This window comes from Microbacterium sp. SORGH_AS_0428 (assembly GCF_031453615.1).
Lineage (GTDB): Bacteria > Actinomycetota > Actinomycetes > Actinomycetales > Microbacteriaceae > Microbacterium.
Genome location: NZ_JAVIZT010000001.1, coordinates 434,042 through 456,172 on the forward strand (window position 1 = coordinate 434,042; position 22,131 = coordinate 456,172).

General features: G+C 69.5%; 19 protein-coding genes, 1 tRNA gene and 1 other RNA gene. 9 read left to right on the plus strand and 12 right to left on the minus strand.

The genetic code is table 11. From position 1 onward, the window contains the following. Nucleotides 1-160: 160 nt before the first annotated feature. The 8 genes from QE374_RS02180 to QE374_RS02215 form a co-directional block, all read right to left on the minus strand. Entirely contained in the window at nt 161-1,579 is a 1,419-nt protein-coding gene (locus QE374_RS02180) for a PepSY-associated TM helix domain-containing protein (RefSeq protein ID WP_309736577.1), read from the minus strand. Between the two features lie 11 nt (nt 1,580-1,590). Then, nucleotides 1,591-2,817 carry a Dyp-type peroxidase gene (locus tag QE374_RS02185; protein WP_309731792.1) on the minus strand — a complete coding sequence of 409 codons (1,227 nt, stop codon included), beginning with the start codon at nt 2,815-2,817 and terminating at the stop codon, nt 1,591-1,593. Continuing rightward, nucleotides 2,817-3,359, minus strand: a complete 543-nt coding sequence (locus QE374_RS02190) for a copper chaperone PCu(A)C (RefSeq protein ID WP_309731794.1) — start codon at nt 3,357-3,359, stop codon at nt 2,817-2,819. Before QE374_RS02190 ends, QE374_RS02185 begins: the two co-directional genes overlap by 1 nt. Nucleotides 3,360-3,393: 34 nt before the next feature. Next, nucleotides 3,394-3,990 (minus strand): copper resistance protein CopC, encoded by a 597-nt coding sequence (locus tag QE374_RS02195; protein ID WP_309731796.1) that lies wholly within the window; start codon nt 3,988-3,990, stop codon nt 3,394-3,396. Between the two features lie 108 nt (nt 3,991-4,098). Next, complete coding sequence (locus QE374_RS02200; RefSeq protein WP_309731798.1) at nt 4,099-4,716, minus strand: hypothetical protein; 618 nt, start codon at nt 4,714-4,716, stop codon at nt 4,099-4,101. A 48-nt stretch (nt 4,717-4,764) separates the two neighbouring features. Then, the gene (locus tag QE374_RS02205; RefSeq protein ID WP_309731800.1) at nt 4,765-7,764 is read right to left on the minus strand and encodes a bifunctional [glutamine synthetase] adenylyltransferase/[glutamine synthetase]-adenylyl-L-tyrosine phosphorylase; all 3,000 of its coding nucleotides are present in this window, start codon (nt 7,762-7,764) and stop codon (nt 4,765-4,767) included. Between the two features lie 7 nt (nt 7,765-7,771). Next, nucleotides 7,772-9,109 (minus strand): glutamine synthetase family protein, encoded by a 1,338-nt coding sequence (locus tag QE374_RS02210; protein WP_309731802.1) that lies wholly within the window; start codon nt 9,107-9,109, stop codon nt 7,772-7,774. Nucleotides 9,110-9,170: 61 nt separating this feature from the next. Further along, nucleotides 9,171-9,356: an SPOR domain-containing protein gene (locus tag QE374_RS02215; protein ID WP_137416882.1), complete on the minus strand. Its 186-nt coding sequence runs from the start codon at nt 9,354-9,356 to the stop codon at nt 9,171-9,173. Between the two features lie 68 nt (nt 9,357-9,424). Between QE374_RS02215 and ppgK the strand changes: the two genes are divergently transcribed. Then, nucleotides 9,425-10,222 carry a polyphosphate--glucose phosphotransferase gene (ppgK, locus tag QE374_RS02220; protein WP_309731804.1) on the plus strand — a complete coding sequence of 266 codons (798 nt, stop codon included), beginning with the start codon at nt 9,425-9,427 and terminating at the stop codon, nt 10,220-10,222. Nucleotides 10,223-10,240: 18 nt separating this feature from the next. Beyond that, entirely contained in the window at nt 10,241-10,525 is a 285-nt protein-coding gene (locus QE374_RS02225) for a DUF6966 domain-containing protein (protein WP_309731806.1), read from the plus strand. Between the two features lie 19 nt (nt 10,526-10,544). Here QE374_RS02225 and rnpB read toward each other — a convergent pair. The 3 genes from rnpB to QE374_RS02240 form a co-directional block, all read right to left on the minus strand. Then, nucleotides 10,545-10,905: RNase P RNA component class A (gene rnpB, locus QE374_RS02230), an RNA gene on the minus strand. A 14-nt stretch (nt 10,906-10,919) separates the two neighbouring features. Further along, entirely contained in the window at nt 10,920-12,569 is a 1,650-nt protein-coding gene (locus QE374_RS02235; protein WP_309731808.1) for a bifunctional 3'-5' exonuclease/DNA polymerase, read from the minus strand. Nucleotides 12,570-12,588: 19 nt separating this feature from the next. Further along, nucleotides 12,589-13,320 carry a C4-type zinc ribbon domain-containing protein gene (locus QE374_RS02240; RefSeq protein ID WP_309731811.1) on the minus strand — a complete coding sequence of 244 codons (732 nt, stop codon included), beginning with the start codon at nt 13,318-13,320 and terminating at the stop codon, nt 12,589-12,591. Between the two features lie 142 nt (nt 13,321-13,462). On the opposite strand from QE374_RS02240, the gene QE374_RS02245 reads away from it, so the two are divergent. The 5 genes from QE374_RS02245 to QE374_RS02265 all read left to right on the plus strand — a co-directional run bounded on the left by QE374_RS02245 (nt 13,463) and on the right by QE374_RS02265 (nt 17,837). Further along, the gene (locus QE374_RS02245) at nt 13,463-14,269 is read left to right on the plus strand and encodes an ABC transporter ATP-binding protein (RefSeq protein WP_309731813.1); all 807 of its coding nucleotides are present in this window, start codon (nt 13,463-13,465) and stop codon (nt 14,267-14,269) included. A gap of 47 nt (nt 14,270-14,316) precedes the next feature. After that, nucleotides 14,317-15,321 (plus strand): aliphatic sulfonate ABC transporter substrate-binding protein, encoded by a 1,005-nt coding sequence (locus QE374_RS02250; RefSeq protein ID WP_309731814.1) that lies wholly within the window; start codon nt 14,317-14,319, stop codon nt 15,319-15,321. 28 nt (nt 15,322-15,349) lie between these two features. Next, entirely contained in the window at nt 15,350-16,168 is an 819-nt protein-coding gene (locus tag QE374_RS02255; RefSeq protein WP_309731817.1) for an ABC transporter permease, read from the plus strand. 377 nt (nt 16,169-16,545) lie between these two features. Continuing rightward, nucleotides 16,546-17,064 (plus strand): hypothetical protein, encoded by a 519-nt coding sequence (locus tag QE374_RS02260; protein WP_309731818.1) that lies wholly within the window; start codon nt 16,546-16,548, stop codon nt 17,062-17,064. 239 nt (nt 17,065-17,303) lie between these two features. Next, nucleotides 17,304-17,837: a PKD domain-containing protein gene (locus QE374_RS02265; RefSeq protein ID WP_309731820.1), complete on the plus strand. Its 534-nt coding sequence runs from the start codon at nt 17,304-17,306 to the stop codon at nt 17,835-17,837. A 97-nt stretch (nt 17,838-17,934) separates the two neighbouring features. Here the strand turns inward: QE374_RS02265 and QE374_RS02270 are convergent. Then, nucleotides 17,935-18,007 (minus strand) — tRNA-Val (locus QE374_RS02270). A gap of 170 nt (nt 18,008-18,177) precedes the next feature. On the opposite strand from QE374_RS02270, the gene aceE reads away from it, so the two are divergent. After that, the gene (gene aceE, locus QE374_RS02275) at nt 18,178-20,904 is read left to right on the plus strand and encodes a pyruvate dehydrogenase (acetyl-transferring), homodimeric type (RefSeq protein WP_309731822.1); all 2,727 of its coding nucleotides are present in this window, start codon (nt 18,178-18,180) and stop codon (nt 20,902-20,904) included. A 2-nt stretch (nt 20,905-20,906) separates the two neighbouring features. After that, on the plus strand, nt 20,907-22,130 hold the full coding sequence (locus QE374_RS02280) for a CdaR family transcriptional regulator (protein WP_137416865.1): 1,224 nt from the start codon (nt 20,907-20,909) through the stop codon (nt 22,128-22,130). The last annotated feature ends 1 nt before the right edge of the window (nt 22,131 follow it).

The window sequence follows — 22,131 nt, forward strand, 5'->3', positions numbered from 1 at the left end:
TGCATCACGCCGGGCGGCGCGAACGCGCTCAGCGGTCGCCGTCCAGCATACGGATGCCGATGGCACGGCGACCGGAGCTTGCGCCCGCACGGGGATAACCGTCGGGCACTGCCCGGCGACCGCGGCGGATCAGGCCGCGACCGCCGGGCAGCCGGCGCGTTCAGCCCGCGCGCACGCGAGCACGCAGGCCGAGGAGCGCGTCGATCACGACGAAGGCGACGAGCGGGTAACCGACGAGCGGCAGCCACCAGCCGATCAGGCCCGCGACCGCAACGACGGCGAGCACACCCCACCAGGGCGCCGCGCGCAGTGCGCCCCGCGCCGGTGCGGACCCCATCCGCTTCCCACCGCGTGTTGGCCTGCGTCGCCACCACATCGCGTACCCGAGCACGACGAGCGTCCCGATACCGACGGCGATGAGCAGCAGTGCGAGCTGGTTCACCCACCCGAACAGGACGCCCATATGCAGGTCTATGCCCCACCGGGCGAGTTTGGCCAGCAGCGGGAAGTCGGCGAAGTCCACCCGGGACACCACCTGCATCGTGGCGCCGTCGATCGCGACCGCATCCGCCTCCGTGGGGAACGAGCGCTTGATCTCCGTGACCGTCCACGCCTGTCCCGACGCCGCGGGAGGTTTGATCTCCACCTCGCCCGTGTCGACGTTGATCCGACGTGCGATCGCGAGGACCGCGTCGAACGTCGCGGGGTTCGCCTCCCCCGTCGGCATCGGCGCCGCGCCGCCGTGATGAGCGGCGTGCTCGTCCGGCGCCTCCTCGGCACCGGAGAGATCCGTCCGCAGTGCCGGCGTCGCACCACCGATCGCCGCGCGCGCCGCGGAGACGTTCGCGCCGGCGTAGGTCGACCAGGTGATCCCCGTCGCCGAGAGCATGAGAGCGCCGAGAAGCACCCAGATACCGACGGAGGCGTGCCAGCTGAACAGACGCCGGTATCCGCTTCGTCGCACGGCCGGCACCACGAGCTCCCGCTTGACGCGCGCTCTGCGGATGCGCTGAACCCACAGCGCCGCTCCCGCGAGCACGACGACCGCGAGCCAGGATGCGGCGAGCTCGCTGTACAGGCGTCCGGGTTCACCGAGGTGCAGATTGCGGTGGAGGTTCGAGATCCACGTGCGCACGGGAAGCGAGCCACTCGTGCCGTACGCCGTGAGATCGCCGCGGATCTCGCCCGTCCCGGGGTCGACGAAGACGGCCCGCGATTCGCTGGCCGCGAGGTCGTCCTCGGCGAACATGACCCGGGTCGTATCCCCGGGTTCCGGGGCCGGGCGCACAGCGGTCGGCACCGCACCCTCGCCGACATACGCTTCCGCCGCCGTGATCTGCTCCGCGAGCGACAGCGACGTGGCGGTCACCGGCGCATGGAGCTCGTGCCCGTAGACGAGCTCATCGAGCGTCGGGGCGATCGCATACAGGGCCCCGCTCGTCGCCGCGACGAGGATGAAAGGGCCGACGAGCAGCCCCGCGGAGAAGTGGAGGCGCAGCAGCAGCGATCCGAACCAGCCGCCGCGGGAACGGGCCGGGCGCGGGCGGGCCTGTGACGGAGGGACGAGGGTGTCGATCATCGTCTCGTTCCTCACGACAGCAGGGTCTCGCCGATGAATCCGCCGGGCGCGCAGCCGGGTGGCGCCGCGAACACCGCCGAGCCGATGGGCGTCGTCCACTCATTCAGCAGGTCGAGCTCGTCGAGGCGCCGCTGCAGCGGCACGAACTGGCTCGCCACATCCGCCTGAAAAGCGACAAACACCAGACCGGCACGCGAGATCTCGCCGCCCGCGGGAGTGTCGTCATAGTTGTAGCCGCGCCGGAAGATGCGCTCCCGACGATCGTCGCTGCGGGCTCGGCGCATGTGGGAGAACTCCGGGATGACGGGGAACCCGATGGCAGTCTTCGCCTCGAAGTCCGGCTCATCGTGCTCGTTCGTCCCTGTCAGCGGCGCACCGCTCGACTGGTAGCGACCGACGGACGCGTCGCGTCCGGGGCGGTCCAATCGGTCCCACTTGTCCAGATCCATCGCGATGCGGCGCACGACCACCCCGGTGCCGCCGGCCAGCCACCCGCGCTGATGCCACACGAGCTCGTCGAAGTCGGCCGTGCCGGGTTCGGGATTCGCCGTGCCGTCGACCTGTCCGAAGAGATTGCGCATCGTGGTGCCGGGCTTCACCGTGCCGTGTGCACGGCGGAACCCGTTCTGAGTCCAGCGGACGGTCGCGAAACTGCGCGCATCCTTCAACAGCATCCTCGACGCGTGCGCGAGCGTCACCGGATCATCCGATGCCACTTGGATCAGGAGGTCGCCATCGCAGTACTCGGGCTGCAGCCGGTCGATGCCGAAGGCGGGCAGGGGCGCCAGCCACACCGGAGCGGATCCGCCCGCCACCGCGACGAAGCGCGGTCCGAACGCGAATGTGACGGTGAGGCGGGCGGGTGCCAGCGCAAGCTCGGGCTCGGAGTCGGCGAGGGCCGGCTCCCCCTGGGTCATCCGAGCGGCGTCGTCGCTCAGCGTGCGCATGAGCCGCCGCAGGCCGTCGCGATCGACCTCGGGTTTCAGGTCCAGGGCCACGAAGACCGCGTGCGACTGCGCATCGGTGTCGATTCCGGCCTGATGCACGCCGTGGAAGGGCACCGTGGTGTCGCCGTTGAGGGATGGGACGGCGGATGCCGCGGGCGGAGCGGTCTGGAATGCGGCATCCATCGCGATCGCGGCCGCCGCGCCGACACCGGCGACAGCTCCCCCGAGGAGGAACTGTCGCCGGGTGGCGCGATGCCGGACCGTGGTGTCGTCGGGATCGCGCCGTGACATCAGTGGCTCATCCCGCTGTCGCCGCTCATGTCCATGTCGCCGCCCTCGTAGTTCTCGTTCGCACCGGCGTAGTCCTTGACCGGAGCGGTGATCTGAGAGCTCGTGCCGTCCGAGTACGTGAGGGTCAAGGTGACGTCGTCACCCGCGACGAGGGGTGCGGCCAGGTCCATGAGCATGATGTGGTTGCCGCCGGGAGCGAGGGTCAGGCTGCCGTGCGCGGGGATCACGAAGCCGCCCTCGATCTGACGCATGACCATCTGCCCCGACTCGTTCTCGACGGTCTCGTGGAGCTCGACCGTGGACGACGCGGGCGTCGTCGCGGATGTCACCGTGACGTCGGCGTCGCCGTGGTTGGTCAGTTCGCCGAACGCGGCCGACATGCCGGAGTCGGCGGACTTGACCCAGGCGTCGGAGACGGAGATCGTCTCGGCAGCGGTGACGGAGCTCGAGCTCGGCTGACTCTGGGCGGCGCAACCCGCGAGAGCGAGTGCGGTGAGAGCGAGAACTGCGGTGAAGCGGATACGGGTGGTGGGAGTGTTCACAGGGGTGTGCCTTTCAAAAGCGGGACGGGCGAGCTCAGTGCTCGGCGTCGTCCGTGCCGCGCGCGTCGAAGCGGCGGCGGAGGAAGAGGATGAGTGCGAAGAGCGCGACGGCGATGCCGGCGCCGGCGGCGCCGATGAACGCGATGCGCAGCGCTCCGGCGTTCTCCTGACCGGCCTCATCGACCGTCGGCTCGTCTGACTGCGCTGCCTGGCCGTCGACACTGGGTGCCGTCGGCTGCGCCGTGTGCTCGAGAGGGGTCCCGTCGCCGATCGTGAACGGGACGGTGCCCGCGATCGGATGCCCGTCCGACGACACCACGCGCCACCGCACCTCGTACCCAGCGGGGGGCATGTCCGGCTGCAGCTCGACGGTGACCGTCGGGCCGTCCAGCACCGGCTCGCTGGCAGCCCAGTCGTGCCCTTCGGCATCGGCGACGATCACCGCCGCGCCGGTGTCGAGCACATCGGCCGAGAAGGTCAACGTGACCTGCGCCGGAGCCTCGGTGAGTCGTTGCCCGGTCTCGGGCGTGGAGGAGAGAAGTTCATCGTGAGCGGACGCGGGGGCGGCCACCGCCAGGACGGCGGCGAACGCCACCACGATCCCCGCGACGATACGTCGCGACAGGGACATGGGACACCTTTCGACAGCGGCGCGCGCAGGCGCCGCACCACACGGGACGCCTGTCTCGGAGACAGGCGGAAGCGCAGCACACGACGCGAGCGCGTCGTGACAGCGTGATCAGACCGTGTGCAGTCGGGGCGGACCGCGGCGGGCGATGTCTCGGAGGAAGAGCCTCTGACCGGGCTGACGATGCCGCGCGCAGGCGACAGACGGGAAGCGCGGAGCGTCGACGTCGACGTCGGCGACGACGAGTGCCAGGCGGATGCGGAGGCGCCCGACCAGCGTGCGCGTCAGTTCGATCAGCGCACGCACGCAGCGTTCGCCGCGATGCAGCGCGAGGATCGTCACCACCGCGGCGACGGCGTGACCGAGCCACATCGCCGGATCGCCGTGCAGAGCGTCGGTCATCCCCGTGCTCGGCACCGGCTGAGTGTCACCCATGCCGTGCATCGCGTGATGGTCTTGCCCCATGCCAGGCACAGCGAAGGATCCGAGGACGAAGAGGGTATGGAAGAGCGCCTGGCTGAGCGCGACCGCCACCGACAGGCGCCACACCGACAGGCGCCGCCCCGTGAGCACGGTGCAGACGGCGAGCGACAGCACGAAAGGGATCAGGATCCCGAGCCAACCCGGCACCGCACCGCCGGCGCTCACGTGCGAGAGGAGGGCGACGAAGGTCGCCACTGCCGCAGACGTCGTCCCGCGCAACAGGCGGGGAAGACGGGAGCGGCGCACGACCCTATTGTTGCAGCCGGTGGGAGATGCCTCGTCCCACGCGGACGATCAACCGTAGAACTGCTTCTCGAACACGCGCCGCGACAGGCGGGCCACCCGCATCCAGTCCTCTTCGACCCGCGATGCCGAACGCGGCGGATACTCCAGGAGTCGTCCGATGCCGTCGAGGCGGCGCCGGTCGGCAGGCAGGACGTCGCTCGTCTGAGCCGACAGGAGGGTGTTCGCCGAGCGCAGGCGGCTGGCGAGCCGCCACGCCTCGTACAGCCGTGGCACTGCGCTCTCGGGCAGAAGCCCCGCCTCTCCTGCGGTGCGCAGGGCATCCGTCGTCGAGGTCGTGCGCAGTGCCGGCACGGCGTGGGCGTGCTGCAGCTGCAGCAGCTGGACGAGCCACTCCACGTCGCTGAGGCCGCCGGGACCGAGCTTGAGATGGCGTGAGGGATCGACGCCCTGCGGAAGCCGCTCGCTCTCGACGCGCGCTTTGATGCGCTTGATCTCACGCACGCCCTGCGGATCCGCCCGCACCGGGTACCGCACGCCGTCGGCCAGTTCCGTGAACGCGTCGATGAGCTTCACGCTGCCCGCGACGCCGCGTGCGCGCAGCAGGGCCTGCGCCTCCCACGACAGCGACCACCGGCCGTAGTACTCCGCGTACGAGTCGAGCGACCGCACGAGGGGGCCGTTGCGCCCCTCGGGGCGCAGGTCCGCATCGAGGTCGAGCGGAACGCGATGGTCTTCGGAATGGGTGCGCAGCCCCTGAACCAGCTTCAGCGACAGGGCGTGCGCACGCTCCGGGTCGACGCCGTTCGCCCGGTAGACGTACAGCACGTCCGCATCCGAGCCGAAACCGAGCTCTCGTCCGCCGAAGCGTCCCATCGCGATGACCGAGAAGTCGAGTGCGTCGTCTTCGGGCGGCACGACCTCGCGGCGCACGGCACGGAGCGTCGCCTGGATCGTGACCTCGGTGATCGTGCTGAGGGAGTCCGCGAGCTCTTCGATCGTGAGCACGCCGAGAACGGCGGCCATCGCGGTGCGCAGCAGCTCGCGTCGTCGCAGGGCACGGACGAACGGCATCGCGTCGTCGAGGCTGTCGTGCCGCGTCTGAATCGCGCGGGCCTCCGTCTGCAGCGCGACGCCGCTGCGCGGGCGCAGGAGCTCGGGGTCGTCGAGCCAGGCCGCCGCTTCCGGGATCCACTCCATGAGCTCGCCGATGTAGCGGGAGCCCGACAGCACGCGGGTGAGGCTTTCGGCCGCCGCCGACGAGTCCCGCAGCAGCCGCAGGAACCACGGGGTGTCCCCCAGTCGTTCGCTGATGCGACGGAACGCCAGCAGTCCGTAGTCGGGATCGACGCCGTCGGCGAACCACCGGATCATGATCGGCATCAGGTGGCGCTGAATCGTGGCCTTCCGACTGATCCCGCTCGTCAGCGCAGCGATGTGCCGGAGCGCACCGGCGGGGTCTTGGAAGCCGATGGCCGCCAGACGATCGTGCGCCTGCGCCGCGGACAGCGTGCGCTCGCCCTCCGGGAGGGCTGCGACGGCGGAGAGGAGCGGTCGGTAGAACAGACGCACGTGGATGTCGCGCACCTCGCGCTTGACCCGCTCCCACTCCGCCGTGACTCCGGCGGCACTGTCGGCAACCCCGCTGGCACGAGCGAGGACCCGGCGATCGTCGTCCTTCTCCGGCATGAGGTGGGTGCGACGAAGACCGCGCAACTGCAGTCGATGCTCGAGCACTCGAAGGAACCGGTAGTCCCGGGCGAAGGCCGCGGCCTCGGCACGCCCGATGTAGCCCTCCGCGACGAGCGCATCGAGCGCGTCCAGTGTGCCCCGCTGACGGATGCGGTCGTCGGTGAGCCCGTGCACGAGCTGCAGCAGCTGCACGGTGAACTCGATGTCGCGGATGCCGCCGGGGCCGAGCTTGATCTGCAGCGGCACCTCGTGCGCGGGGATGTGGTCGGTGACGCGCTCCCGCATGCGTTGCACGCTGTCGACGAAGTTCTCGCGCGCGGCGCTCGTCCAGACCTTGGGCTGCACGGCGGCGACGTACTCGCGACCGAGCTCCAGGTCGCCCGCGAGCGGCCGCGCCTTCAGGAGCGCCTGGAACTCCCAGCTGCCCGCCCAGCGGTCGTAGTACGAGAGGTGGGACTCGAGGGTGCGTACGAGCGCGCCCTGCTTGCCCTCGGGTCGCAGGTTGGCGTCGACCTCCCACAGCGGAGGTTCGATCTCGATCCCCGAGATCCCCTGCATCGTCTGTACGGCGAGGCGTGTCGCGATGTCGATGAGGCGACTCGCGCCCCACTCCTCCTCGGCCCCGTCTGCGGCACCGCACACGAAGATGACGTCGACGTCGCTGACGTAGTTCAGCTCGCGGGCGCCGGTCTTACCCATGCCGATGATGGAGAGCCGCGTTGCGGCGACCTGTTCCCGCGGGAACAGACCGCCGGGCCTTCCCTGCGAGATGCGGGTGCGGGCCACGCTCAGCGACGCCTCGAGAGCTGCGCCCGCCGCATCCGCGAGGGCTGCGGCGACCTCGGGGAGCACGTCGATCGCATCCGGGGCTCGCAGGTCGAAGGCCGCGATGCGTGCCAGCAGCCGGCGGTAGCGCACGCGCAGCGCGACCCAGGCGGACTCGTCCCCGGATGCGGCGAAGCCGTCCTGCGCCCCGACCGACTCCTGCAGCTCTCGCTGCATCTCATCCGCGCGCGGCAGGATCTCACCCGCGGTCGAGAGGTCCGCGAGCTCTTCGGGGTGGCGCAGGTAGAACTCGCCGAAGCCCTCAGAGGCGCCGAGCAGCAGCCAGAAGACCCGGCGCGCGTGCGGGTCGCGCAGCGTCGCCGTGACGGCATCGGGGTTGCGGCGTGCGATCCTGCTCGCGCTGCGCAGGGCGCCGTCGGGATCTGCGGCCCGGCCGAGATCGGTGATCACCTCGGCGCGAGGGAGCGTCAGCAGCTCGACGAGCTCGTCGAACGCGCGCTCCGCCGCCTCGAGGTCACCGAGCCCGAGTCGGACGAGGTCCGTTCGGCTCGAGGAGCGCTCCGTGCCGGCCATCGCCGGCTCAGAGCATCTCGAGGTTGCTCTGCAGCTCGAAGGGCGTCACCTGCGAACGGTAGCCGGCCCACTCACGCCGCTTGTTGGCGAGCACGTAGGTGAAGACGGTCTCGCCCAGCGTCTCGGCGACGAGCTCCGACTCCTCCATGTACTGCAGGGCCTGATCCAGGCTCGCGGGAAGCGGTGCGTATCCGAGCGCGCGGCGCTCGGAATCGGTCAGCGACCACACGTTGTCCTCGGCCTCGGGCGGCAGCTCGTAGCCTTCCTCGATGCCCTTGAGACCTGCGGCCAGCATGAGCGCGTACGCGAGGTAGGGGTTGGCGGCCGAGTCGAGAGCGCGGTACTCCACTCGCGAGGAGCCGCCCTTGTTGGGCTTGTAGAGCGGCACCCGGACAAGAGCCGAGCGGTTGTTGTGACCCCAGCTGATGAAGCTGGGCGCCTCGTCGCCGCCCCACAGGCGCTTGTACGAGTTCACGAACTGGTTCGTCACCGCGGAGATCTCGTTGGCGTGACGCAGCAGGCCGGCGATGAACTGACGGCCGACCTTGGAGAGCTGGTACTGCGCGCCCTCTTCGTAGAAGGCGTTGCGGTCGCCCTCGAACAGCGACATGTGCGTGTGCATGCCGCTGCCCGGCTGCCCGCTGAGCGGCTTGGGCATGAACGTCGCGTAGACGCCCTGCTCGATCGCGACCTCCTTGATGACCGTGCGGAAGGTCATGATGTTGTCGGCCGTCGCCAGCGCGTCGGCGTAACGCAGGTCGATCTCGTTCTGCCCCGGGCCGCCCTCGTGGTGGCTGAACTCGACCGAGATGCCGAGGTCTTCCAGCATCCGCACCGAGCGGCGACGGAAGTCGTGGGCCGTCCCGCCGGGGACGTTGTCGAAGTAGCCGGCGGAGTCGACCGGCTCCGGACCGCTCGGACCGTAGGTCGAGGACTTCAACAGGTAGAACTCGATCTCCGGATGCGTGTAGAAGGTGAATCCGGCATCCGAGGCCTTCGCGAGAGTGCGCTTGAGGACGTGACGCGGGTCGGCGACGGCGGGCTGGCCGTCGGGCGTCGTGATGTCGCAGAACATGCGCGCGGTCGGGTCGATCTCGCCGCGCCACGGCAGGATCTGGAAGGTGGTGGGATCCGGGTGGGCGAGCAGGTCGGACTCAAAGGTGCGCGTGAGGCCCTCGATCGCGGAACCGTCGAAGCCGAGGCCCTCGGTGAAAGCCCCCTCGACCTCGGCGGGGGCGATCGCCACCGACTTCAGGGTTCCGATCACGTCGGTGAACCAGAGACGGATGAACTTGACGCCGCGCTCTTCGATCGTGCGCAGTACGAAATCGCGCTGCTTGTCCATGCTTTTCCTCCCGGCCCGTCAGGGCCCGATCACGTGGTGGGGGTGCGCTCCGAGCGGCGCGTCAGTCGTTCTCGAGGGCGTCGTCGGCCGCCCACTGCGCGGAGCGCTGCTTGATCAGTTCGGGGGCGTTCGCCGCCTCTTCGGCCGTGTCGAACGGACCGGCGCGGTCGATCGCCGGGGACTCGAAACCTCGCTCCACCTCGCCGGTGGTGAGGTTGTACCAGTACTTCTCGCTGTCTTCGCTCACGGCAGACTCCTCATCGCTCTCGAGACGATCCTACTGATCACGACCCGTGTGCTGGATAGGCTGAACCCATGGCAGCAGAGAAGTCTCGCGCGGTGGGTATCGACATCGGCGGAACCGGCATCAAGGGTGGAATCGTCGACCTCGAGAAGGGCGAGCTGATCAGCGACCGGATCAAGGTGTCCACACCTGCGGGCGCAGAGCCGACGGACGTTCTGGATGCGGTGCGCAGCGTGCTCGACACGCTGGAGGTGGCGGACTCCGACTACCCGCTCGGCGTCGCCTTCCCGGCCATCGTGAAGAACGGTCGGACGCTGTCGGCCGCGAACGTCTCCGACAAGTGGATCGACTTCCCCGCCGAGGAGTTCTTCGAGGAAGGTCTCGGCCGCGACATCCACTTCGCCAACGACGCGGATGTGGCCGGCGTCGCCGAGATGCGCTTCGGCGCCGCGAAGGGCGTCGACGGACTCACGATCCTCACGACCCTCGGTACCGGGATCGGCTCGGCCGTCATCTACAACGACGTCCTCATCCCCAACAGCGAGCTCGGCCACCTCCAGCGCGCCAAGCACGGCAAGGACGCCGAGGCGTACGCCGCCTACTCCGCCATGGAGCGCGACGAACTGAGCTGGGAAGCGTGGGCCGAACGCCTGCAGTGGTATTACTCCCACGTCGAGTTCCTCTTCAGCCCCGACCTGTTCATCGTCGGCGGCGGCGTATCGAAGCATGCGGACAAGTTCCTGCATCTGCTCGAGCTGCGCACGCCGATCGTGCCCGCCGTGCACCGCAACAATGCGGGCATCATCGGCGCGGCAGCGCTCTCGCTGGGCGTCGAACCGGACCTTGAGGAGACCGTCACCGGTCAGTGACCGGCCGGTGCCGGAACGATGGGCGACACGCCGTTGGAGCAGTCCCTCCGGGAGCTGAACACGCTGCTGGCCTCCGTGGGTGAGACCTTCTGGGCGCAGTGGGCGGCGCGCGCTGCCGATCGGATCGCCGCGGGTGGTGATCCCGGCGATGTGCGCGGCGTCTTCGGCGGGATGGGCAGCTTCAACGACCTGGTCATCCATCCCGCCAACGGGCACAGCGTCACCGACGACCGGATCGTGGACGCGAACCGGCACCTCGACGAGCTGCGCGAGAGGATCTACGCCGAGTCGCAGGCGGTGTAGATCGCGCGACGGGCGGGGGCGAATGGGCCGGCCTGTACGCCGGGTTCTGTCCGGGGGCTTTCGCCCCGTGGACGGTCATCTCTCTCGGCGACACGTTGCCGTGCCGCTCCAGCGGCCTACCCGGGGACTCGGCGAGCCGCGTCGTCATCCCCTGTCTGGCCTTGCTCCGGACGAGGTTTACCTTGCGGGTCGTGTCACCACGACCCCGGTGGTCTCTTACACCACCCTTTCACCCTTACCCGGGCCGAAGCCCGGGCGGTCTGCTCTCTGTGGCACTGTCTCGCGGATTGCTCCGGGTGGGTGTTACCCACCGCCCTGCCCTACGGAGCCCGGACGTTCCTCGGCGCGGTTACCCGCGACGCGACCGTCCAGCCGACCCATTCGCCTTCCGAGTCTACCGGGGGCGGCCGGCATCCTCCGGTTCGTGGCGGATGACCTCCACATCCAGCGGGAAGTCGATCGGAAACGTGCCGAACAGCAGACGCCCGGCCGCCTCGGCGGCCTCGGTCACCGCCTGCACGACCGCATCGGCCAGTTCCCCCGGGGCGTGCACCATCACCTCGTCGTGGAGGAAGAACACGAGATGCGCGCGATCCGCGAACACCGGTCCGGATGCGGCTGCGAGCGCTCCGGCCGAGGAAGGCAGCGCGTCCAGACGCCGCCGAATCTCGGCAAGCCAGCACAACGCCCACTCGGCCGCCGTGCCCTGCACGACGAAGTTCCTCGTGAAGCGGCCGCGTTCACGGGCCGCGCGCAGCGCGCCCTCGCGCACACCCGGCTCCACATCCGCTTCGCTCGCGCGCGCCTGCAGAGCGAGCCATGACGCCTCCGCGTCGGGCGTGCCGCGCCCGAGCCAGGTGGCGACGCCCCGGCCGTCCTCTCCCGCGACGGCGGCAGCGTCTACGAGCGCCATGGCCGTCGGGAAGGTCTGGCGCAGGCGCGGCACGAGGCGTCCGCTGTCGCCCGTGGTCGCGCCGTACATCGCGCCGAGCATCGCGTACTTGGCCTCCTCGCGGGTCGCGACCGCGCCGGTCGCGACGATCCCCTCGTACAGATCCCGTCCGCGCGCCGCCTCCGCCATCCGCGTGTCGCGCGCCATCGCGGCGAGCACCCGTGGCTCGAGCTGGGCCACATCCGCATCCACGATGACCCATCCCGGATCGGGGCGTACGGCCGGGCGCAGCTGCCGCGGAATCTGCAGCGCTCCCCCGCCGCTCGATGCCCATCGACCTGTCACGACACCTGCCGGCACGTACACGGGTCGAAAGCGATCGGCCCGCACCCACTCGTCGAGCCAGGCCCACCCGTTGGCCGTGTACAGCCGTGCGAGCTTCTTGTACTCCAGAAGCGGCTCCACCACCGGATGCTCGATGTGCGCGAGCTCCCATTTGCTCGTCGAGCCGACGGTCAGCCCGGCCCGATGCAGCGCGCGCAGCACCCGCGGCGGAGAATCCAGCGACAGCGACGCGTCGCCGAGCGCCGCACGCACCCGTTCGCCCACCTCACGCATGCGGTCGGGCGCACCGCCTGCCGCGGGGCGGCGGCCGAGCGTATCGACGAGGATCCGTTCGTGGGTCGCACGATGCCACGGCAGCCCCGCCGCGTGCATCTCAGCGGCAACCAGTGCACCGGCCGACTCCGCCGTGACGAGCAGCATCAATCGTCCCGGGTCGCGGGAAGCCGCGATCGCCGCCCTCTGGGCGCGCCACTCGGCCTCGACCTCATCGAGACCGAAGGCGGGTACCTCGTCGAACGCGAACAACGCCTCGCCGCTGTCCGCGACGGTCGGAGCGAGATCCCACCTGTCAGTCGCGGTCCACGGCACACTCGCGGGACTCAGCGGACTGTGGCGCAGGATGCGGCGCGCGAGCCGCACATCCCACGCGCGCGCGACCCGCTCCCCCGCCGCGAGGATCGCGGGGTAACTCGCGGCGGTGTCGGCCCACACCCAGCGGGTGGGTGTCGGCGCGTCTGGGGAAACCTCACGGACGCCGTCCGTGGCGACGATGCGCCAGGACGACGACGCGGCTTCGCGGCCGGTCATCTCATCCGACCGCGGCGGATCACAACCCCAACTCGGCGGTGCGCACGAGGATGCAGCCGCACTCCGGGCATGTCGCCACGACGTCGTCGGCCACCTGCCGCAGGGCCGCGAGGTCGGTGCCGGAGAGCACCATGTGGCAGCCGCCGCAGGTACGGGCCTGGAACAGCGCCGCACCAGCCGAGCGGGTCGCCAGCTTCTCGTACAGCGCGAGGAGCTGCTCCGGAACGGAATCGGCGACGGCCGCGCGGTCGCGGCCGAGCTGCTGCTCAAGAGCGGACGCGGCCTCCACGGTCTCCTTCGCCTCCGCGGAGAGGCGCGATCCCTCGTCGTTGTTCCCGGCCACGAGCTGCTGCTGCTCCACCACGGCAGCCTCCGCGGCTTCGAGACGCTCCATGAGCTCGAGCTGCGTCTCCTCGAGCTCGTTCTGACGACGGATCAGCGACGCCAGCTCCCGCTCGAGGCCGACGGCGTCCTTGGCGCTCGCGGTCTTCTGCAGAAGCTGCTCGTCACGCTGACGACGCGCGACGACCAGCGCCACATCACCCTCCACGCGTCGCAGTTCCACGGTGACATCGTCGACGACGTTCTGGCGTGCGGCGAGCTCCTGGGCGAGCTGCTGCTTGGCCTTCACGAGCTCACCGATGCGCGCAGCCTGCGGAGGATTGCGTCGGGCGTGATCGGCCTGCGCGCGGCGGGCGTCGATGTCGGCGAGATCCAACAGGCGCAACTGGTCAGCGTGGGCAGCGTTCACCCCTCCAACCTACGCCAGCGCACACCGCACCACGGCGGCGGTGCGGTGACGGCTTGTTACCTCCCGTGTCGGCCGGTGTGCTCCGGCCGACCAGGCTCGTTAGTTTCGGGACTCGATCCCCGTCCGCCCCGAGGAGCCCGCCATGAGCACCGCCGTCGCCACGGACCGCGTCCACCCGGATGCGGGAGCGCCCGCATCCCGTCTGCGTTTCGACGGCCTTGGTCGCACCTTCGGCACGCACGTCGTGCTCGAGGGGATCGATCTCACGGTCGAGCCGGGCGAGCTGGTCGCGATTCTGGGTGCCTCCGGCTCGGGCAAGTCGACGCTGCTGCGCATCGCCGGGGGGCTCGACCGCGCGAGCGACGGGGCGGTGTCGATCGACGGCGAGCCCGTGGCGGCGCACGACGCCCGCGTCGCCATCGGCTTCCAGGAGCCGCGCCTGCTGCCGTGGCGATCGGTGTCGGAGAACATCGCGCTGGGGCTGCCTTCCGGTCTCTCCCGCGACGAACGTTCGCAGCGCATCGGATCGCTGCTCGAGCTCATCGGACTCACCGCCTTCGCGAACCACCGTCCCCGCGAGATCTCGGGGGGAATGGCGCAGCGAACCTCGCTCGCCCGCGCGCTCGCGCGGCGGCCCGGCGTGCTCCTGCTCGACGAGCCGTTCGGAGCCCTCGATGCGCTCACGCGGCTCAAGATGCAGGATCTTCTGCTCTCGATCCTCGACGAAGCGCCGACGACCACGCTTCTGGTCACGCACGACGTCGATGAGGCCCTCCAGGTCGCCGACCGGGTCATCGTGCTCGGAGTCGAGACGGGTTCGGCGGGCGCCCGCATCCAGCGCCTGGTGACGGTTCCTGGAAGCCGGCCGCGCGATCGCGGCTCAGCGGAGCTCGCTGAGCTCCGCGCCGATCTCCTCGGCGCGCTCGGCATCGATCGCCACGCGCACTGACGCATCCCTTCGCATCCCTTCCTTTCCACAGCAATCGAGAGGCCCTCATGTCCCGCTCACGCCGTTTCCTCGGTGCCTTCGCCGGCTTCGCCGTCGCCGCCGTCGTCCTTTCGGGCTGCGTCGCCGGGGAGGACGCTCCCGCTCCCGCGGGCAGCGACGCCGCCGCATCCGACGTCACCATCAAGCTCGACTGGGCCACCTACAACCCGCTCAGCCTCATCATCAAGGACCAGGGGTGGCTCGAGGCCGACGGCTACAACGTCGAGTGGGTGCAGTCGCTGGGTTCGTCGAAGGCCAACGAGGCGCTGCGCGCCGGGGCCATCGACTTCGGGTCCACGGCCGGCTCCGCCGCGCTCCTCGCTCGTGCCAACGGCGTTCCGCAGCAGATCGTGGATGTCGTCGCGCAGCCCGAGTGGTCGGCGCTCGTCGTTCCCGCAGACTCCGACATCACCTCGGTGGCCGATCTGAAGGGCAAGTCGGTCGCCGCCGCCCTCGGCACCGACCCGTACTTCTTCCTCGTGCAGGCACTCGAGGCAGAGGGCCTGTCGATCGACGACGTCACCGTGCAGAACCTCATCCACGCCGACGGCTGGGCGGCGCTCCAGGGCGGCTCCGTGCAGGCGTGGGCGGGCCTGGACCCGATCATGGCCTCGGCGGAGGCCAGCGGCGCGAAGCTCCTGTACCGCAACCTCGACTTCAACTCGTACAGCGTGTTGAACGCCACCGAGTCGATCATCAAGGACCACCCCGAGATCGTGCAGGTCGTCGTCGACGCCTACGAGCGTGCGCGCGCCTGGGCGCTGGAGAACCCCGACAAGACCGCGCAGATCCTCGCCGACGCCGCCGCGATCGACCCCACCGTCGCGCAGAAGGTCATCGACGAGCGCGAGGGCCTCGATGTCGATCCCGTGCCCGGCTCCGCGCTGGCAGTCGTGCTCGCGCCCATCGGCGCGATCCAGGTCTCGCTGGGCGATGTGACCTCGCAGGACAAGGTGGACACGGCGCTGGACACCCTGTTCGCGCCGCAGTTCGCCGAGAAGGCCAAGGGCTGAGTCCCGCATCCGAGAGGACCACACGACGATGAGCACGACCGGTACCGCCCCTCGCGCCGGGCAGACCGCATCCGCACGCGGACCGCTGTCGCGACGCGGTGTGCGCGCCCTTCTGGGCTGGGTGGTGCCGGTCGCGCTCGTCGCGCTGTGGTTCCTTCTCACCAACCCCGCAGCACCCATCGTCCCGGGGTACAAGTTCCCGAGCCCCGAGGCGGTCGTAACCGCGGGTGTGGATCTCGCCCAGCGGGGAGAGCTCTGGCAGTTCATCGCGATCTCCGTCCAGCGCGTGATCATCGGGTTCAGCGTCGGCGCACTGCTCGGCATCTCTCTCGGCGGTCTCATCGGCCTGTCGCGGTTCTGGGACGCGCTGCTCTCCCCCACGCTCGGCGTGATCCGAGCCGTTCCCAGCCTCGCGTGGGTGCCCCTGCTGATCGTGTGGTTCCAGGTCGGCGAGCAGTCGAAGATCATCCTCATCGCGATCGGCGCGTTCTTCCCCGTGTTCACCACGGTCTCGCTCGCGCTGCGTCACGTCGATGCGCAACTGGTCGAGATGGGCCGCTCCTTCGGCTACACCGGCCTGCGCCTGTTCTTCACGGTGCAGCTGCCCGCGGTTCTGCCCGCGCTCTTCTCCGGGCTGCGCCTGGCGCTCGTGCAGGCGTGGCTCTTCCTCGTCGCCGCCGAGCTCCTCGGCGCATCCATGGGGCTCGGATTCCTGCTGCTGCGCGGCCAGAACACGGGACGCGTCGACCAGATCGTGCTGGCGATCATCCTGCTCGCGGTGTTCGGCAAGCTCACCGACTCCCTGCTCGCTCTCGTGCAGCGCTGGGCCGTGCGCCGCTGGGGCTGACCTCTCCTCCCCCGGCCCCGGCTCCGGCGGGGCAGGTGCTGGGCGCGCGCACGTCGGCGCGGTGCACCCATTCGCCGCGCGCACGTCGGAGTTTCAGCGTTCCGTCGGAGGTTTTCGCCCGAATCCTCCGACATCAGAGCGAATCTCCGACGCTCGTGGTGTCAGCCGGACGCCTGCCCGACGCCTGTCCGCGCGTATCCGCCGCGCGCACGTCGGAGATTCGGCCTTGCGTCGGAGGTTTCCGCCCCAATCCTCCGACATCGGCGCAAATCTCCGACGCTCGGGACGCGGAACGCGCGAGTCCCGGGCGGATGCGGCTGCCCTGCGGCTGTGGATAAGCCCTGCCGAGGGCACCCGCTCGCGGCTACCGTGTCGGCATGTCCCGGCGTCACGTCTCGATTACGGCCATGATCGGCCTGTTCGTCACGCTGAGCGTGTCCGGCTGCATGACACCGACGCCCGAGTCGACCCCCACCCCGACGGGCTTCGCTTCCGAGGCGGAGGCTTTCGCCGCCGCCGAGGCGACCTACCGCGCATACATCGACGCGCTCAACAACGTCGACCTCAGCGACCCCGCGACCTTCGAGCCGTTCTATGGCCTCACTAGCGGTGATCTCAATGCATCCGATCGAGAGACTTTTTCTGGCTATCACGCCGAAGGATTTAGCAAAACTGGCGAGGTCGAGGTGACACAGGTTGCGGGCGCGGATTGGCTAGAACCGATTGCCACCCTGCAAGTTTGCTACGACGTGTCGAAAGTAGAGATTGTCGACGCAAAGGGGACGTCGCTCGTCACAGATCGGCGTCCGGACGTCCAGCCCCTCGACGTGATGGTGGACGTTGAGCAGAACAAGGTGACCAAGATTGGCGCCAGCACGGAGCCGCTCGCATGTTGAGGGGTTCGCTTACTGCGTGGTTTATAGCCGCAACCATGCTAGGCGTCGCGCAGTCGTCGGCCTGCGAATCATCAAATGCGCTGATCGACGGCTGCTGGACCAGCACGGACGGCACGTCCGTCATCGTGGAAGGGACGCAAACGCAGCCGGGAGCCAACGGCGGCGGATCGGAGTGGATCCCGACGAGCGGACCCGGAAACGGTGGGACGGCGCCTGCGCAACCGAAGACCCCCTTCGGCATGGATCTGCTCTACGAACAGATCCCGCAGGACGAGCCCAGCGAAGACATCCCCGCTGTCACAGTCGCCGATCTCGCGGCGTTCACTCCGCAGCAGCCGTCCTTCGCCGCCGAGCCCGCGGGGCTCGGCGTGGCGGGGCTGCCCACCAACGTGATCGCGGGAGCGTCCGAGCACACGGTCGCCGGCACCCTGTTCGGACGCCCGGTCATCGTTCGCTTCAGCCCTGTCGGATTCCGGTTCGACTATGGCGACGGAGCGACGAGCACCTCCTCGACCGGCGGCGCGTCGTGGGCCGCCCTGGGACAAGCGCAGTTCACGCCGACCGCCACGAGCCATACCTTCACCTCGCCCGGGGAGTACACCGTCACCGTGAGCGTGGCCTACGCGGCCCTCGTCGACTTCGGCGTCACGACGCGAGCGGTCAATGGCACCGTGGTCGCGGATGCGGCGCCGCAGACGTTGCGCGTCCTCGAAGCTCGCACGGCCCTCGTCGACAAGACCTGCGCACAGAACCCGCGCGGCCCCGGCTGCTGACACGTCGCCTTCGCGACGCGCGGGGCCCCTCGCTCGGTGGGCCTCCCCCGTGCTACCCCACACGTCGCCTTCGCGACGCGCGGGGCCCCTCGCTCGGTGGGCCCTGCCGGGATCGAACCGACGACATCCACGGTGTAAACGTGGCGCTCTACCAGCTGAGCTAAAGGCCCTTCGGGAACAGTCTAGGCGGCAGCAGCCCCGAGCCCGATCCGCCATGTCACCCGGGGGCGTCTACACACTCGCTAAGCTGGACGACGGTGCATTTGTCCACTGCCGACAAGGCTCGCACCAACCCGATGGTTCCTTCCGGCAAGACCTGCCGTGTGATGAAAGGCGTCTCGTGACTGTCAACCAACAGGATCCGTACTCGCAGGGCCCCCTCGACAGCGATCCGGAAGAGACCGCGGAATGGCGTGAGTCGCTGGAGCAGCTCGTCCAGGCCAAGGGCCGCGGGCGCGGTCGCGAGATCATGCTGAGCCTCCTTCAAGACTCGCGTGAACTTCACCTCGGTGTGCCGATGGTTCCCACCACCGACTACATCAACACGATCGCTCCCGAGAACGAGCCCGACTTCCCCGGCGACGAGGAGATCGAGCGCCGCTACCGCGCGTGGATCCGCTGGAACGCTGCCATGACCGTGCACCGCGCGCAGCGCCCGGGCATCGGCGTCGGCGGCCACATCTCGACGTACGCCTCCTCGGCAGCGCTCTACGAGGTCGGCTTCAACCACTTCTTCCGCGGGCTCGACGACCCCCACGGCGGAGACCAGGTCTTCTTCCAGGGCCACGCCTCCCCCGGCATGTACGCGCGCTCGTTCCTCGAGGGTCGCCTCAGCGAGCAGCAGCTCGACGGCTTCCGCCAGGAGAAGTCGGCAGCTCCCCTCGGGCTCCCCTCGTATCCGCACCCGCGCCTGCTGCCCGAGTACTGGCAGTTCCCCACCGTCTCGATGGGTCTCGGACCCATCAACGCCATCTACCAGGCGATGACGAACAAGTACCTCACCAACCGCGGCATGAAGGATCTGTCCGACTCGCACGTCTGGGCGTTCCTCGGCGACGGTGAGATGGATGAGGTCGAGAGCCGCGGTCAGCTCCAGGTCGCCGCGAACGAGGGTCTGGACAACCTGACCTTCGTCGTCAACTGCAACCTGCAGCGCCTCGACGGCCCCGTCCGCGGCAACGGCAAGATCATCCAGGAGCTGGAGAGCTTCTTCCGCGGCGCAGGCTGGAACGTCATCAAGGTCATCTGGGGCCGCGAGTGGGACTCGCTGCTCGCCAACGATGACCAAGGCGCGCTGCTCAACCTCATGAACGTCACCCCCGACGGTGACTTCCAGACGTACAAGGCCGAGAACGGCGCGTACATCCGCGAGAACTTCTTCGGCCGCGACGAGCGCGCCGCCGCCCTGGTCAAGGACTACACCGACGACCAGATCTGGAACCTCAAGCGCGGCGGCCACGACTACCGCAAGGTCTACGCGGCGTTCAAGGCGGCTGTCGAGCACAAGGGGCAGCCGACCGTCATCCTCGCCCACACCATCAAGGGCTACGGCCTGGGTCCGCACTTCGAGGGCCGCAACGCGACCCACCAGATGAAGAAGATGACCCTCGACGACCTGAAGCACTTCCGCGACGCGATGCACATTCCGGTCTCGGACGCGCAGCTCGAGGAGAACCCCTACCAGCCTCCGTACTACAACCCCGGAGCGCAGGACGAGACGATCCAGTACATGGTGGAGCGTCGCCGCAAGCTCGGCGGATTCCTGCCCGAGCGCCGCACCACGCACGTCGGCCTCGAACTGCCGGACGACAAGGCGTATGCGCTGCCGAAGAAGGGTTCGGGAACGCAGGAGATCGCGACGACCATGGCGTTCGTCCGGCTTCTGAAGGACCTGCTGCGGGTCAAGGGATTCGGCGAGCGGATCGTTCCGATCATCCCGGACGAGGCTCGCACGTTCGGTATGGACGCGTACTTCCCGACCGCGAAGATCTACAACCCGAACGGCCAGAACTACACCTCGGTCGACCGCGAGCTGCTCCTGGCCTACAAGGAGAGCCCGCAGGGCCAGATCATGCACGTCGGCATCAACGAGGCCGGCGCCATGGCGGCGTTCACCGCGACGAGCACCGCGTATGCGACGCATGGCCAGCCGCTCATCCCGGTCTACATCTTCTACTCGATGTTCGGCTTCCAGCGCACCGGCGACGCCCAGTGGGCCGTCGGCGACCAGATGGGTCGCGGCTTCATCATCGGCGCGACCGCCGGGCGCACGACGCTGACAGGTGAAGGACTCCAGCACGCCGACGGTCACTCGCACCTGCTCGCCTCGACGAACCCGGCAACCGTCTCCTACGACCCGGCCTACGGATACGAGATCGCCCACATCGTGCGCTCGGGCATCGACCGCATGTACGGCGGCAACCACCCCGACCCGAACGTCATGTACTACATCACGGTCTACAACGAGCCCATCGTGCAGCCGGCCGAGCCGGAGGGTGTCGACGTCGACGGCATCGTGCGCGGCATCCACCGCATCTCGGAGGGCTCCGGCGACGGACACCGCGCGCAGATCCTCGCCTCCGGCGTGGGTGTGCCGTGGGCGCTCGAGGCGCAGAAGCTGCTGAGCGAGGACTGGGGCGTGAGCGCCGACGTCTGGTCGGTGACGTCCTGGTCGGAGCTGCGCAACGACGGCCTCGCCGCCGAGGAGCACAACTTCCTCCACCCGGAGGCGGAACCGCGCACCGCGTACCTGACCGAGAAGCTGCGCGACGCGCAGGGTCCGGTGGTGGGTGTGAGCGACTTCATGCACGCCGTGCAGGACCAGATTCGTCAGTGGGTCCCCGGGCGCTACCTCACCCTGGGCGCCGACGGCTTCGGCTTCTCGGACACCCGCGCGGCCGCACGTCGCTTCTTCAAGATCGACGGTCCTTCGATCGTCGTGCGCACCCTGCAGGGCCTGGTGGATGAGGGACGCCTCGACCGCTCCGTCATCGGTCAGGCGATCGAGAAGTACCGTCTGCACGACGTGAACGCCGGAACGTCCGGCAACGCCGGCGGCGAGAGCTGAGAATGAGCCGATCCCCGGAGTCGTCGTCGGACAAGACGGAGACACTCGCCTGGTTGCGACGCATCTCCGGGGATCTGGCCACGGTCACTCTCAAGCGCCTCGAGGACACGCTGCCCTGGTACGCGGACATGCCGCCGGCCAGGCGGTCGTCGGTGGGCCTCGTGGCACAGGCCGGCATCACCTCGTTCATCCAGTGGTACGACGATCCGACGGCGACACCGTGGATCGCGGCGGACATCTTCGCCGCGGCTCCCCGCGAGCTGCTGCGGTCGGTGAGTCTGCAGCAGACGCTGCAGCTCATCCGCGTCACCGTCGAGGTCACCGAGGAGCGCGTCGCGGGCCGCGGTGAGGACCTGCGCGAGGCGATCCTGCTCTACTCCCGCGAACTCGCCTTCACGGCCGCCGACGTCTACGCGCGTGCCGCAGAGGCGCGCGGGCTCTGGGACGCACGGCTCGAGGCTCTCGTGGTCGACTCGATCCTCACGGGCGAAGCCGACGAAGAGCTCCCGAGCCGCATCGCCGCGCTGGGCTGGCACGGGCACGGCGAGGTCTCCGTCCTCGTCGGTACGACCCCGCCCCAGTTCGACGTCGACCAGCTGCGGCGCATGGCGCGCAAGCTCGGCGTCGACGTCCTGGTGGGCGTGCAGGGATCCCGTCTCGTGCTCGTGATCGGCCGCACCGACGCCGACCACCGCGCCGGTGGCGACGAGCAGTCCGAGCTCCCCTTCCCCGAGATCGCGCGGCGCCTCGAGCCCGGCTTCGGCACCGGCCACCTCGTTCTCGGTCCGACGGTTCCCGCCCTCGTCGACGCGGGTCAGAGCGCCCGCGCCGCCCTCGCCGGCTTCGCCGTCGCCCGCGCCTGGCGCAACGCCCCCCGTCCGGTCGAGGCCGACGACCTGCTGCCCGAGCGCGCGCTCGCGGGCGATCCGCTCGCCAAGCACACGCTCGTCGAGCGCATCTACCGCCCCCTCAAGGCGCACAGCTCCGACCTCGTCACGACCCTGTGGAGCTACCTCGACAACGGCCGGTCGCTCGAGGCGACCGCACGTGAGCTCTTCGTTCATCCCAACACCGTCCGGTACCGGCTGAAGCGCGTGTCCGACGTCATCGGCTGGGATGCGACGGGGCCGCGCGAAGCGTTGATCCTCCAGACCGCCCTCGTACTGGGTGCCATCGGAACGGACAACACGCGCCGCCGCGCGGCCGGGACACGCCGCCCGCGCTGAT